The sequence below is a fragment of the Nitrospira sp. KM1 genome (assembly GCF_011405515.1).
Classification (GTDB): Bacteria; Nitrospirota; Nitrospiria; order Nitrospirales; family Nitrospiraceae; genus Nitrospira_C.
In genome coordinates this window covers 1,831,296-1,844,412 of sequence record NZ_AP022671.1, presented here as the reverse complement: position 1 = coordinate 1,844,412, position 13,117 = coordinate 1,831,296, and the positions used below count along the sequence as shown (strand labels likewise).

Below are 13,117 nucleotides of genomic sequence, written 5' to 3'. Positions count from 1 at the left end.
GGCCACGACGATATGGAGATGCGGCTGCTCGCCGGATCGCTGTTGGTTGCGGTGCTCGTGACGGCTCAGGCGGCGTGGACTGAAGGCGTTCTTGCTCACGAGTCGTCTTCCGACCTGCCGGGCCGGCCCGTCGTAAGGGCTGCAGCTCTGTATCTGGTCGAGCTCAGATCCGGGCGTGTCTTGCTGGAAAAGAATGCGACCCGCCGGCTTCCCCCCGCCAGTCTGACGAAAATCATGACCGCCTTGGTGGCGTTGGAAGCTGCACCGCTTCAAAGTGTGGTGAAGATCGACGCTCGAGCGCTCGGACACCGCTCGTCCCTTCAGTTTGAGGCCGGAGAAGAATTTCTCCTCCAGGATTTGGTGATGGCCATGCTGGTGACCAGCGCGAATGATGCATGCGAGGCGGTCGCCTGGCATGTCGGCGGCGATGACATCCGGTTCGTGACAATGATGAACGAGCGGGCCCGCAAGTTGGGATTGAAGAATACGCACTTCGCCAACCCCTGTGGGTTCGATGCTCCGGGACACTATTCGACGGCCTCGGACCTTTCAAAATTGACGGAGCAGGCGCTGCAGGTGCCGATTTTCCCCACGATGGTTCGAACGGTCATGCAGGATATCGCCAGCGTGGATGGCAAGAGGCACATCGCGCTGTATACCACCAATGATCTGCTTCTCGATCAGGAAGTCACCGGCGTGAAAACCGGATATACCAATAAGGCAGGTCGCTGTCTCATCGCCAGCATGGTCAAAGACGGGCACCAATTCCTGCTGGTGGGGCTCAATCTCATGGACCAATGGGAACAAACGACACAGTTGCTTCGGTATGGACAGGCGGTGATGCGCGTCGGACAGGAGGGGGGCAGGCCTTAGCGTCGTCCGACGTGATGGAGGTATGCGTCGCGAAGATTGTCTTGAGCCGCCACGTAGTCTGGATCGAGCGTGGCAGCGATCCGGAATTCGTCGATCGCGCGGCTCCAGTCGCCCCGTTGCGCAAGGGAATGCCCCAGATTGTTATGTGGTCTCGCTTTCCGCGGTGATTTGGCCACCGTATCGGACCAGAGAAGGAGCGGGTCGCGATACAGCGCGTTTCGCTGGACGGTCACAAGGCAGAGCGTGACGACCAGTGCGATGATCAGACTCCCGGCGGCGACACGAACGAGTTTGAGATATGGCAGGGTCACGATGAGGCGCGATATCAGGTGGATGCCAAGGGCGACGACCGCAAGGAACGGTCCCATGGAGGCCAAATACAGGTTGCGCTCGCTGAGAAGATCATTGCGGGGAATGAGGATGGTGGGAAGCATCTGCAGGAAGAACCACGCAAGGCCGAATGAGAAGAGAGGAAGCCGTCGAGCCGCGATCAGCGCTCCTCCTGCCATCCCGGAGAGCAAGAGCATGTCGATCGGCATTGGCCACTCTGACAACGAATGAAGTACGGGAAGGTCGTGGTCGAAATTCTGCTTCCAGGGACATACAAGCAGCAACAGTGCATATACCGCGGCATGGAGTTCGCTGAGGAGATTGTCCCAGAAAGGCCGGAGACCGAAACTGAATTGAGCAAGGGCAGAGTAGCGGGGATGAGACCAGGTCCACAACCCCGCGGCGAACAGGACCAGCCAGAATGGTAGGTGAGATGAGAGGAAGGTCCGGCGAAGTTCGGCATGATCGAGCCGGCGGATCAATGGGTCCCACAGCAGGAGCACGAACGGGAAGGTCATGGCGGTTTCTTTAGAGCCGAGGGCCAGCATGAACGAGATGAGCGCTCCGATCAGATACCGTCGGGAAGAGATGCTGTTTCGGCGATGCGTCGCGGCTTCGAGATAGAGGGTAAGGGCAAGAAGATAGAAAAAAGCCATCAGACCGGAAGCGCGGCCTGAGATGTACGTGACGGCTTCGGTTTGAATCGGATGGATCAGAAAGAGCAGTGCGGTCCAGAACGCGGGCTGTCGGATGTCCTCCGTCACCGCATGAGAAAGAATCCGATAGATGAGCAGCCCGGATCCGAGATGAAGCAACAGATTCAGGACATGATATCCGGTTGGGCCGGTTCCATACAGCGACCGATCGATAAGCAACGTCCCGTAGAGTGCGGGCCGGACCATGTGGCCGAGATGGCCGAGGAAGGTTTCCCAGCGCTCCAGATGCGGATTCTCGAGAATCGCGGGAACATCGTCGAATTGGAAATCGCCGTAGACCGCGCCCGCATAGGTTGCCACGGTGGCTGAAGCGGCGAGAGCAAAGAAGGCCAAGCGGTGAAGGATGAGGCGGTCCACGCCGCCGTTATACTGCATTGCGGCTTTAATGAGATAGGGGGAGCTATGAGAATTGTGGCGATGATGTCAGGGGGTTTGCTGATTGCGATGACGCTGCTCTCGGGTCCGCTCAACGGTGCCGCAGCGCCCGGATGTCATCCGCAAGATGAAGATCTCTGGAAGAAACACAGAGATGCGCTGCCGACAAGCGATTTCATCAGCATCAAGATCATTATTGATGATCTGACAAAATTAAAGGACAAATGCGATCCAAAGACCAGGTTTAGTGCCAGCGTCGTACGAACCCTGATAGCGGCGAACTTCAGACAGGATGAATTGAGCGGTTCACAAGGACGCAGTCGCAGATACATCGATTTCCGTCGGTTGCAGCGATAAGGCCATGACGGCGAGGGGACTCGTACAATCGGCTGAGGAGGACGCTCGATGAGACGAAATCTCGACAATCGTTTATTGACGTACATGTGGCTCCCGCTTTGGCTCATGGCGTTCTCCGGTCTTGGACTGTCCCCATCGCTGGCGGAGGGGACCCCGCCGGTTAAGGCATCATCACCGAAAGATGCAACCCTCGACAATTATCTTCGGGACTGTGGCGGCAAGCCTTCCGGACCGGCCAATTGCGAGAAACTCAGGAAGGACACGATTGATATCCTGAAGCAGGACGTACACACGCTAGGTTCGACTGCCAGTCGAACCTACCTACCTGAGATCATAGGGATGTTCTCCAGCGATGAACCCGATCTGCGAATTGCGGCAGCCGATGCGCTCGGCATGATCGGACCGCAGGATCAGGATGTCGATGCATTGATCCCAATCACGAACGATCCCGTGCCGGATGTACGGCAAGCCGTCTCGCAAATGATCGGCCATGGGAAGGGAAACGCGCTGGCGTTGCTGAAACAGCGGATCATCCTGATGAGCGTTGGACGCACGCCGCAAACTCCGGCAGACGCGTCAAAATATTCGATGCCGGTTGCTCCGGACAGTAGTTATTGGTTTGATTCGAGTGATGCCACAGTCGGTCGGCTGTCTTATGTCTCCATCAGCGGGAAAAGCGATCCGGCTCAATTTTTCAGGGGGAAGGCCAAGAAGGGACCATTTCCGCTTGCAGAGTTCAAAGACAAATACCGGTATCAGCTGCAAGACGAAAACGAGGCGAACAGTTTGGCACAGCAGGCGGCAGGAAAGGAGTTGGAAAATGTTCAGCCGCCTGATCCGACAAACATGCAGGCCTTTACGGAGTACATGCAGAAGGTCCAGTCCATAGGAGCGAAACAAGGCAGCAGGATCTATCTCGATTCATATGATCCAAAGCTTTTCGGCTCTCCAACCGTGTATGTGCTGGAAGAGAGGCAGATCGGCAGACGCAGCTATCCCACTCGCTTTGTCGTGCTCTATCAAGAACAGGCTCTCCGGAAGCCGGGTTACCGACTGTCATGGATGACGGTGGCAGACCGTACCATCAAAGAAGTCCAGGAGGCTTCGCTCCAGGAAGAGCAACAGGAGGAGGGGCGTAAGAAAGAAAGCGCTGCCCTGAAGAAGAAGGCAGAAGAACTGGAATCCCTGGCCAAGAAAAAAGACGCAGTGGAGCAAAAACAGTTTAAGAAAGGGCAGGACGATCTCGAGAAGGCATTAGGCTTTTAGTCGCAGGCACTTCCAGGCCTGCGCGATGAGGAGGGCACGTCCGTTTCTGAATCACCGGCGTAAAGCGTCGAAGATCGGGAACGACAACGGTAAGTTTCCATTGAGTCAGGTCCGGGAGACGGCGCGGGCACAATCTCCCGGATAACCGAAGGGAACCGGAATGACTACCGATTGGCCTGGTCGCGGTTGCAGCTCTGTTCCGCCATCATGCGCTGGCCCGAAGTCGCATCCTTTGGGATGCGGGCCATACAGGCGTCGAGCGTGTCGCCCTGAGTTCCGGAAGCCGCCCGATCGTTACTTTTCGTCGAAGCCGTTCCAACAATCCCCAAGCGGAGCGCTTCGTTTTGCTTACAGCTTTCTTCCGCCACCATTTTCGTTCCTGCCGATGCGGAAGATGGAATTCGTGCCAGACAAGCCTGGAGCGAGTCCGTCTGGAGCCCTGCCGCATTATTTGCCGCGGCTTTGCTTGGTGAGGATCCGGCGGCCGGCGTCGAGTCACTGCTCGAGCTTCCGGACATTGCGGCACCGGATTTCGATGCATTGGACGATGCTCCACCGGACATACTTCCGCCGGATTTTGGCGTGCCGGTCGTCGCGGCGCCGGCCGGAGACGATGTTGCACCGGACGAACCGGTCGTGCTTTCGGTCGCACAACCGCCAGCGAGGAAACCCATCAGCGCAATGTATCCCAACGCCCGTACTGATCGAATGCTCATGACCCCATTCCTCCCAGATATGATGTGAATAAACGAAGTCGGAAGGAAAGATCGTACTCCCGACCGATGAGAAGAACAAGTCTGTTTTTCCTCGCACCTTCTCATTGGCTGTCAGTGGGAATGTGGAATTGGAAGACGGGTTGGGTCCGTGAACGCCGTCCCTAATCATGAAACAACGCAGGACTGCGACCGGGCTCCGGACCATGACGGTCCGAAACCCGGTCGATCCGCTCGCTATTGGGGCGAGGCTTGTACCTTGGTGCCCTCCTTCACGGGCGGCTCGATTCGAATATCGGGGCCCTGAACCTTCGGCAGCACTCCTGCACCTGGTTTTTCCAGCAGCCTCTCATTATCGACATTGGTGGGCAGGTTTTGCGTTGAATGGACATCGTCAATGCCAGCAGCTGCGGCCAGGGATTTCTCTCCGGTCGCATTGACCTGTCCGGGGTCATTGGCCAGCGGTTGTCCCGACACGGGGTCTTGCGCTTTTCCCATCGGGTAACCGGGATGTTTGGGCAGCATGTTCGGATTCGCCGATGCGGACGGTAGTGCCAGGAATATCACGGCAAACGCGGTGAGGAGCACGAGAGAGGTTTTCATGGTGCGACCTCCTTGTATGTTGGATACAACAGTGCCCTTCGCATCCTGCGTTGCGGGGCACACACAATTGTGGGATGAAGGAAAAGAAGAAGAGGGGGAAGAAGAGAAATGAGAAAGGAAAGCTACCCCGGCCTCATAAGACACCTCCAGGCTATTCTTTAGCTTCACCCCCCGACTGCAGAGGTGTCAAGGCATTGTCGATGAGGATGTCTGAATTAATTATTGGGGGACGGTTGGAGACTTACGGTTGGCCGATCCCTGCAGATCCATGTTCAGGGTGACAGTGCTCTCGGGATTTTTCACGTCGAGAGGGACGGGCATCCGGTCGACCATCAGTTTGACCAGCGGGACGGCTGCTATATATGGCGCCTTCTCCGATGGGTTTGAATGGAAGGAAAGGTGAACGTTTTTGGGCCGATTGGCAGGCGATATCTGAGCCATCACATCGTGTGCGACAAATCCGACGAGCATCCCGCTGCCGTTCTTGAGTTTGTGAATTTCGTACGAATTGGAAGCGGTGGGGATGCGTTCCAGTGTGAGGTCAGGGCTTTGCGTGACGAGCGCCATGCCCAACGCTCTGGGGGCAATGAATCCGAAGGTGCCGGTTGGGGCTTGCGAAAAGGGACTGCTCGAGGCGGAAAGCTCGACCACATCATTCTTGCCACGCAATTGCGTTCGGAGATGGTGCTCATCACTGACCTGGTCGATGACGACAGCTGGTGGGGCGGTCGTTTGAGCCGGGAGCACTTCCATCTTTCGTTCCCGCGCGGCACCCGGTTCTCCGGACAATAACGCGAGACAGGCGGCGCTCAGCAGCACGCCGAGTGAAAGCGACTGTCTGGCGAACGGCCGCAGACGGAGAATGTCGAAAGCAGAGCGTCGGCGCATCGGGATCAACCTCCAAAGTAATCAGGGATCATGCGGATCGCCGGAAACGAATGATGACTACCACAATTACGGCAATGACTGCCAGAAGCGTCCTGCAACAAACGCTCCCGTTATCGCCGCTCGACCGAGCGATCGTGCATGTTCGTTGAAAGGACTTCGATCGCAAACATGCCACCGACAAACCGGCCACAGACCCGCAGATCGCACCCCGGGGTGGCTCATGCAAACGTCTTCATCGCTTCCGTTTACGGACCCTACACGAGGCGCTGTTCATTCATACAGACGGTGGGGCGACCGTCTCGAGGAGGACTGCCTCACCATGAATACGTTGGCCATGTGGAGTAGGGTTGCAGGCAGAATGAATTAGACGTCCTGAAATCAACATGTCTGGAGAGTTCGGGATCAGTGGCTCTGGCCTTCGCCGAGGACGGTCGTCATTACGACAGTAGACGAAGCGAAGGACCGGCTCCATGCCCGCCTGGGGTTCATGCAGCAACGGCTGTTCTCATGATCATGATCATAGTTAGAAAAGCAAAGGGTTGCGGAACATCCTAAGTAGGTCTCCAGATAATGGTGATATCCTCGTTGGCCCATGTCTTCGTTTGAAGCCCTCGACATCCCGGGGGCGATATTTATTATAGACACAGTGACAAGTTGATGGATCTCGACAAATGTTTCCCTGTGCGATGTTGCGGCCCATTAACCCATTGACTAATGCAATCTCGCAGGGGTAGAGATATTTTATGACCAATTGGCAGCCCTCTCGATTCCCAGCGCCGGCTCCATTCCGGACACCATTGGTCCATCTTGTGACTTTTCCGGTTTACCGGCACGGATTTGACCCTCCGACCCTCCTGAATTGCCAATGACGGGCTGAACCCGTTTGTGAACAGCGGGTCGATTCGTGTCGTTCGTCTCCCCCGTGGCATATTGAGAGATTGATCCTCTCGGGTTCAGCCGGTCGGTTTCATCTGCGCATCAAACATTTTCACACGAGCGTCCTGTAGTTTGAAGGAGGCACGTCACATGAGTTATCGAACGTTGGCTAATCGTAGACCGGTCAAGCAAATTCGGATCCAGCCGGGTGGACTGCAAGTGAAATATCCGTCCTCGTTGCGTCCCTCGCCGTTGCGCGTTTGGGCATGGAAACAGGTTCAAGCCGCAGAAAAGATTTCCACGGCCGTAGGGTCGTGGGTCGTGCGCACGCTCATTTCATGGGGACGTGGATTGCGGACCATGGTGACCGGCATGGCACTGAGAGACAGGTTGAATCGATTTGGAACTACCGTAAAGAATAGCGTTTCAAAGACAGCCGCGGATCTCTGGCAAGCGCTCACCGCCCGAGCGCCTGGTCGCCCGGTTGCCCCTCAGCCATCTGAAAAAAACCATGCACGTTCGGCGCAAGTCTTACCTGAACACATGCCAGGATCATTCGCAGATGACCAGACGTTTCAGCACAGCGACGGGCCGCGCACAGAGCGTCAGCTTGTTCCCCGGTCTGGAAACCGCTCTGAACAGGACAGAGAGGGGACGCGGGCATTTTTGGTGGAAGAGCTGATGGAAGAAGAGGAAAAACTGAATCGTATCGCGGCAAAGGTCGTCCGTTTACAGACGCTCATACGCGCCCGGGAACAGCAATCTCGTGACGCCGGGGATCTCGGCCATGTGGAAAAGCAGTTCGGTGATGGGTTTCAGGAATCCAGCTATCTCGTAGGGGTCGGCAGAGACGGGCGGAGCCAGTCAATGAAGGTTCGCCGGTTTCATCGTGTGCGCGAGTCATGACGGGTTCGCCTAGAGGAATCACAGGCTTGCGTATTTTGGCGGCAGTCCATACGCGTCGCTACTGTTGAACGTATGCGCTCACTGTCTAGGGATCGACCCGCTGCCGCTCCTCTTCATGTGAGGTTTGTGTCTGGGCGTAGAGGAGTCGCGCGCCGGGTTTGAAGGTGAGGTAATACCAGATCCATTCGAACATGACGCGGACCCGGTTCCGGAATCCTATCAGGAAAAAAATGTGCACCGTGCACCAGAGGACCCACGCGATGAGGCCCGAGACGTGGAGCGGGCCTATTTCAGCCACAGCACGTGCCCGGCCGATTGTCGCCAGCATACCGCGGTCCCGATAAACGAACGGGCGCCGTTGTTCGCTCGGCACGTCTTTCTCGATCATGTCCGCCACGTATCGGCCCTGCTGCATGGCGACCGGCGCCAGGCCCGGCAGAGGTGCCCCGTCTTTTCCCGGACAATGCGCGGCGTCGCCGATAACGAAGATCCAGGGTTCGTCAGGAATCGACAGGTCCGGCGTGACGTACACACGCCCGGTGGAGTCTTGGCGAGCCTTCAGCGTCGCCAGAAGCGGGGAGGCTTTGTTTCCGGCAGCCCAAATGATGTTTGTTGCCGGAATCCGTTCCTGCCCTATGGAAACTGCGCCGGCGTGCACTGCCGTGACTTCGGTGTTCAGACGGACGGTCACTCCCATGTGCGACAGGTCGTCGGCGGCCTTGGACGAAAGGTCCGGGCTGAATCCCGGCAACAGGCGCGGCCCTCCTTCAACCAGCACGATCGACAGATCATTCAGCCGTAGCGTCGGAAAATCCGGTCCCATGGCTTTTCGCCCGATCTCGGCCATGGCCCCGGCAAGCTCCACTCCGGTAGGTCCGCCGCCCACGATGACAAAATTGAGGGGATCGTGCGTTCCCGTCGCGGCCTGCCGACGGTCCGCCTCTTCGAACGCGAATAGCATTCTCTCGCGCAACCGGATCGCGTCTGCCATGGTCTTGAGTCCCGGCGCAAACGACTCCCATTCATCGTGTCCGAAATACGAATGTCGGGATCCGGTCGCGACGATGAGTACATCGAACAAAATCGGCCCGCTGTTGCGAAGCGTGACACTTCTGACCACCCGATCGATCGAGAGCACATCATCCATGACCACTCGGATATTGCGCTGTCCGCGCAGGATCGTGCGGAGGGGCCATGCAATATCGCTGGGCGACAGGGCGGCGGTGGCGACTTGATACAACAACGGCTGAAACACGTGGTGATTCGTGCGGTCGATGAGTGTGACATCGACGTCGCGCAGGGACAGCGCGGCACTGAGTCCTCCGAACCCTCCACCGATGATGACAACGCGTGTGCTACGCATGGTGTATGTGACAGGCTATGGCCATGGAAAATCCATAGTCAATGGAAGAATGACGTGTACAAAAGGGGTTCATGGGTTCGGCAGAGAGCCCAATTTGAGGCCTGTGTTGAGGACGAAGAGGTTGTCAACGGAGCCATGCTGCCGCGGCCGACAATAGGGACGCTCGCGGATCTCGGAATAGACGTGGAGCAGAAAACGGAGGGCCCTTACGGTTCCTGTGCCCGGAGGGTGGTTGTGAATCCCGAGCTGGTCCGAATCAGGAGGAGCTGGCCCTTGCGGCTCAGTCGGTCAACCTCGAGAAAGACGTCGGACCAATGCATGTCGGGGAGTCTTTCGCTTAACTCATCGAGAGTGCAGTCAGGATTGGCAATGACTACTTCAAGGATCTGATTGGCGGCGGTTTGATAGGACATGCAGCGGGCCTCGTGCTTCCCTTAAGGGTGGCTAACATTTCAACCAATGATGTGATTCGGACGCGGGTTCAACATTGGAGCCCCAGCAAAGGTCGTTCCTGCGTCTGCCCGGGGTCTCTCGAATCAATGTACTTGCGACTATCTCGAAAAATAAGGAGAATATCGTTATCGGTGCCAAATCTTGGTGAAGGGAAGGAGGCAAATCCAATCCGGTAGCACAAGTTTGTACTGTGCGAGGTGAGCGAACTCGCTCGCTTTCCAGCTCTTGAAGGAATGAACCAAATTTGAATCAATTCACATAACGTGGGGATAAGGTTGAGAGGTGGGGTTTGAGGATATCAAAGAGGCAGGCCGCAAGATTCTTGTTGGCTTCAGGGGTATAGTGCCAACCACTCGTGAATCGGTTGCGGGCGTCGCTCCGGTCCACGCAGTACGTCATATCGACGAACTCTACCTTCGCCCGGTCCAACACTCTGGTGCCCAACAGCGACTTGCCTGACAAATGTTCCCCTTCATCGCGGTATTCAGTGAATGACGGAAGAAAGACGACGATCGGGATCGTTCCGGCGTTCTTCGCCTCACGGACGAAGGCACGAAGGATGGCTCCGTTCAGTGCGACGGTTTCCTCATCCTCTGAAGGCGTGCCTGCAATGCCGCCGCAAGGGTTACACCAGGACACGAAGTAGCGAAGCAGATATGACCATGCATACCAATGCTCCTGCCAGTCGCTCCTCCGGTATATCCGGTCGTCGGTGACGTGTGGCAGTTCGTCGACCCGGGCGGTCGCATAAACTGCTTCGGGTTGAGGAAGTGGAATATTGACAGGTGTCGGGTCCCCGTCTCTCAGAACCAGCCTTGGCTTGGCACCCGGAACCACAGCTCCCGGAAATCCCACGGCATAGTACACCATGGTCGTGCGGATGAGGTCGTGACTGATCAGTCCCAGAATGGCGATGTCCGGCCGCCGGCCCTGCACCTCCTTGAGGTATCGAAGGTACGCCTGGTCAACGCCGTAAGCAGGTACCCCAAAGTTCCATACTTGTCCCTTACCTGCTAACTGTGTTTCGAGATGAAACCCCCAGGTCTGTTCGTAATCGACATCTGATCCGAAGACGTAGGAATTACCCATCAGCGCGATCGTGACTCCGGACTGGTTGCGTAGAGAGTGGGGCCTTTGGGAACCGATCCGCCTTCCTTCGGCGCTGCTGAAGTTCTTCTCGCCGGCAGGACCGGTACTGCTTCGGTTCGGCGCGACGGTCCATCCCAGCTGAGGATCAAAGACGAGCACGCCGGACCCAGCCGCATGCTCCTTCCATAAAGCAAGTCGATAGCCCGCAACATCGCTCCAGTTTCGGGGAAGAAGACGCGTGTCTCCCACCAGCGGACCTTCGGGATGCGGCGCTGCGACGAGACGCAGGAGGACTTCGGTCAGCACCAGGATGCAACCGACTGACAGGATATTCATGGCTACCGTCAGCCGCACGGATTTCGAGGCGAGTCCACCGGCACGCCGATATCGCCAAATCAGAACAAGCGCAGGAAGTACACAAACGACGAGAGAGGCCGGGAATACCCAGGCGGTTAGGGACCAATGAGCGGCCTTGGCGGCGCCGTCATCGAGGCGATAGTACGAGACGATGGATGTCAAAAAGGCGGTGATTGCGAGGAAGAACGGTCCGCTCAGTTGCTCGCTGTTTGACGAAGAGCCGTGCGTCGGTGAACGGCGAGCAGCATGAACGTCCTTGTTCTTCATGAAGGGATGGTCGAGTATCGCGTATCAGATCGGAAATTGGAAATCCGAGTGTCGCAGCCCGTTCCACCAGTTTGGCGTACGTGACTTCGGCGAGGCTTGGCGAACGGGAAAGAATCCAGAGATGGCGTCGGTCCGGCGTGCCCACCATGGCGAAGCGATACTCGGCGTCCAGCTCAATAATCCAATAGTTGCCGTCCCGGGATGCTCCAAATGCCCGCGCAAACCAGTTGTCGAATACCACTCTGAGTTTGGCGTTGGTTTTTGGATCGACCACTGTTGCCACGCCGTTGGCCTCGTCGGTCCTACCCTCGTCGGTGAAACATTCGTTGTGAACATCCACCTTCCCGTCGGTGCGGATCGAATACACGGCCTTGGAGTCGAGGCAATGCCGCTGAAACCAGAGCGGTAATCGAGCAATCTCGTACCAGGTCCCGGCATACCGGGTTAAATCCACTGCCGTCGCGGTGGGAAGAGTATCCTGGGCTGGAATGGACGAGCACGCATACAATGCAGCTCCTAGGATCGTGCCATGAATTCCTAGCCACGGCCTCATCGTGTCTCCGCATATCCAGGCTAATCACAATCACAGAATGCCAGATGCGCTTCGGTTATCACAGGTGCCAGGCTCTGATTCGCCGTAATGAACTGCGGTAGGGAAGGCACGGTGCCGATCAACCGCCGGGCGTTTGGAAATAGAACCTATGGAATGGGTGCAGGCTCGAGGAGGAGGCCGACCCGTTCAAGGCAACGCCAGACTGATCGCAAACGTACCGGCATGACTGCCGCCATCGATCGGTGTCGGAGTGAGGATGAGGCGATCTCCACCACGGCGGAAAATGCCGTCATCCTCATTGCGTTCAGTACGTTTCCCTCTCGCGGCATACGGACCATCTGCATGGACGCGGTCCGTATAGGCGTCGTCGAAATAGATCTGCGAGGTGAACTCGAAGCTGCGGCCATTCCTGGGAGCGGTACGGACTTTCACATGGATATGGGCGGTCCTGCCTCGGTACCAGCCTGGGTATATGGTCAGGAATCTGGCCTCTCCAAGTTGGTCGGTTATCTGGTAGCCGCGTAAGAACTTTTTCCCGATCGTCTTGAATCCGGGATCGCGCACGTCCGAATACACCCCGCTCGCGTCACATTGCCAGATATCCACCTGTGCGCCGGTCAACGGCCGGCATGTTCCATCCGTGAGGCGCGAGAGCAGAATCGTCAACGCGAGCGGAGCACCGGGCCTGCTCTGTCCGTCTGATGGATCGGAGCGAATATCGGATCGGTTCAAACGCTCATCGACAAAGTAGGGACCCTCAGTCTGCTCCGGTCTGACCACGCAGAGGTCGGTGGCAACAGCGGTTTTCACCCATCGTGGCGCCATATTGATGGCCAGCATCCAGGCTGCGCCGCTTCCAAGCAGGCAAACGACGTCGCGGCGGGAAAGCATACGGCCGGTCGGATCGTCATCAAAGGTCATCTGGATTCCTCCATGGGATCCCCCACCGGGAATAAACCGCGGGCGAGGACGTGGCCTATCGCCTTGACGGGCGGTTCGCCATCGGCGCGGGACACCGCACGAAGGATAGTTTTATACCATTCAACGCGTCTGGTATAGTGTGACACATGGGAACGTACAGCGCCCTCATGAAAGACATCGAACAGGGTCTGGCCGACATCAAGAAACACGG

13 protein-coding genes are annotated in these 13,117 nt (G+C 57.1%); 4 read left to right on the top strand and 9 right to left on the bottom strand.

From position 1 onward, the window contains the following. The first annotated feature begins 18 nt into the window (after positions 1 to 18). Complete coding sequence (locus W02_RS08385) at positions 19 to 873, top strand: D-alanyl-D-alanine carboxypeptidase family protein (protein WP_173046666.1); 855 nt, start codon at positions 19 to 21, stop codon at positions 871 to 873. Here W02_RS08385 and W02_RS08380 read toward each other — a convergent pair. Further along, positions 870 to 2,276, bottom strand: coding sequence for a tetratricopeptide repeat protein (locus W02_RS08380; protein ID WP_173046664.1), 1,407 nt, complete (start codon positions 2,274 to 2,276; stop codon positions 870 to 872). The genes W02_RS08385 and W02_RS08380 overlap by 4 nt on opposite strands. Here W02_RS08380 and W02_RS08375 point away from each other — a divergent pair. After that, positions 2,256 to 2,651 carry a hypothetical protein gene (locus tag W02_RS08375; RefSeq protein WP_173046662.1) on the top strand — a complete coding sequence of 132 codons (396 nt, stop codon included), beginning with the start codon at positions 2,256 to 2,258 and terminating at the stop codon, positions 2,649 to 2,651. The genes W02_RS08380 and W02_RS08375 overlap by 21 nt on opposite strands. Positions 2,652 to 2,699: 48 nt before the next feature. Beyond that, the gene (locus W02_RS08370) at positions 2,700 to 3,917 is read left to right on the top strand and encodes a HEAT repeat domain-containing protein (protein WP_173046660.1); all 1,218 of its coding nucleotides are present in this window, start codon (positions 2,700 to 2,702) and stop codon (positions 3,915 to 3,917) included. 164 nt (positions 3,918 to 4,081) lie between these two features. Here W02_RS08370 and W02_RS08365 read toward each other — a convergent pair whose 3' ends face one another. From W02_RS08365 to W02_RS08355, 3 genes are all read right to left on the bottom strand, one after another. After that, positions 4,082 to 4,633: a hypothetical protein gene (locus W02_RS08365; RefSeq protein ID WP_173046658.1), complete on the bottom strand. Its 552-nt coding sequence runs from the start codon at positions 4,631 to 4,633 to the stop codon at positions 4,082 to 4,084. A gap of 234 nt (positions 4,634 to 4,867) precedes the next feature. Then, the gene (locus tag W02_RS08360; RefSeq protein WP_173046656.1) at positions 4,868 to 5,233 is read right to left on the bottom strand and encodes a hypothetical protein; all 366 of its coding nucleotides are present in this window, start codon (positions 5,231 to 5,233) and stop codon (positions 4,868 to 4,870) included. A 219-nt stretch (positions 5,234 to 5,452) separates the two neighbouring features. Continuing rightward, positions 5,453 to 6,121 (bottom strand): hypothetical protein, encoded by a 669-nt coding sequence (locus tag W02_RS08355; protein ID WP_173046654.1) that lies wholly within the window; start codon positions 6,119 to 6,121, stop codon positions 5,453 to 5,455. A 1,026-nt stretch (positions 6,122 to 7,147) separates the two neighbouring features. Between W02_RS08355 and W02_RS08350 the strand changes: the two genes are divergently transcribed. Further along, complete coding sequence (locus tag W02_RS08350; protein ID WP_173046652.1) at positions 7,148 to 7,903, top strand: hypothetical protein; 756 nt, start codon at positions 7,148 to 7,150, stop codon at positions 7,901 to 7,903. Positions 7,904 to 7,988: 85 nt separating this feature from the next. On the opposite strand, the gene W02_RS08345 is transcribed toward W02_RS08350, so the two are convergent. The 5 genes from W02_RS08345 to W02_RS08325 form a co-directional block, all read right to left on the bottom strand. Then, positions 7,989 to 9,266, bottom strand: a complete 1,278-nt coding sequence (locus W02_RS08345) for an NAD(P)/FAD-dependent oxidoreductase (protein WP_173046650.1) — start codon at positions 9,264 to 9,266, stop codon at positions 7,989 to 7,991. 206 nt (positions 9,267 to 9,472) lie between these two features. Next, the gene (locus W02_RS08340; protein ID WP_173046648.1) at positions 9,473 to 9,679 is read right to left on the bottom strand and encodes a hypothetical protein; all 207 of its coding nucleotides are present in this window, start codon (positions 9,677 to 9,679) and stop codon (positions 9,473 to 9,475) included. A 289-nt stretch (positions 9,680 to 9,968) separates the two neighbouring features. Beyond that, complete coding sequence (locus W02_RS08335; protein ID WP_173046646.1) at positions 9,969 to 11,327, bottom strand: hypothetical protein; 1,359 nt, start codon at positions 11,325 to 11,327, stop codon at positions 9,969 to 9,971. Continuing rightward, positions 11,293 to 11,985, bottom strand: a complete 693-nt coding sequence (locus W02_RS08330) for a lipocalin family protein (RefSeq protein WP_173046644.1) — start codon at positions 11,983 to 11,985, stop codon at positions 11,293 to 11,295. The genes W02_RS08335 and W02_RS08330 overlap by 35 nt, the downstream gene beginning before the upstream one ends. Before the next feature lie 186 nt (positions 11,986 to 12,171). Beyond that, positions 12,172 to 12,906 carry an intradiol ring-cleavage dioxygenase gene (locus W02_RS08325; protein WP_173046642.1) on the bottom strand — a complete coding sequence of 245 codons (735 nt, stop codon included), beginning with the start codon at positions 12,904 to 12,906 and terminating at the stop codon, positions 12,172 to 12,174. Positions 12,907 to 13,117: the final 211 nt, after the last annotated feature.

What these genes read in the sequence shown, in the direction of transcription:
- W02_RS08350 (WP_173046652.1), top strand. Translation starts at nt 7,148, where the DNA reads ATGAGTTATCGAACGTTGGCTAATCGTAGACCGGTCAAGCAAATTCGG.
- W02_RS08385 (WP_173046666.1), top strand. Translation starts at nt 19, where the DNA reads ATGCGGCTGCTCGCCGGATCGCTGTTGGTTGCGGTGCTCGTGACGGCT.
- W02_RS08365 (WP_173046658.1), bottom strand. Translation starts at nt 4,633, where the DNA reads ATGAGCATTCGATCAGTACGGGCGTTGGGATACATTGCGCTGATGGGT.
- W02_RS08345 (WP_173046650.1), bottom strand. Translation starts at nt 9,266, where the DNA reads ATGCGTAGCACACGCGTTGTCATCATCGGTGGAGGGTTCGGAGGACTC.
- W02_RS08370 (WP_173046660.1), top strand. Translation starts at nt 2,700, where the DNA reads ATGAGACGAAATCTCGACAATCGTTTATTGACGTACATGTGGCTCCCG.
- W02_RS08330 (WP_173046644.1), bottom strand. Translation starts at nt 11,985, where the DNA reads ATGAGGCCGTGGCTAGGAATTCATGGCACGATCCTAGGAGCTGCATTG.
- W02_RS08340 (WP_173046648.1), bottom strand. Translation starts at nt 9,679, where the DNA reads ATGTCCTATCAAACCGCCGCCAATCAGATCCTTGAAGTAGTCATTGCC.
- W02_RS08355 (WP_173046654.1), bottom strand. Translation starts at nt 6,121, where the DNA reads ATGCGCCGACGCTCTGCTTTCGACATTCTCCGTCTGCGGCCGTTCGCC.
- W02_RS08325 (WP_173046642.1), bottom strand. Translation starts at nt 12,906, where the DNA reads ATGACCTTTGATGACGATCCGACCGGCCGTATGCTTTCCCGCCGCGAC.
- W02_RS08360 (WP_173046656.1), bottom strand. Translation starts at nt 5,233, where the DNA reads ATGAAAACCTCTCTCGTGCTCCTCACCGCGTTTGCCGTGATATTCCTG.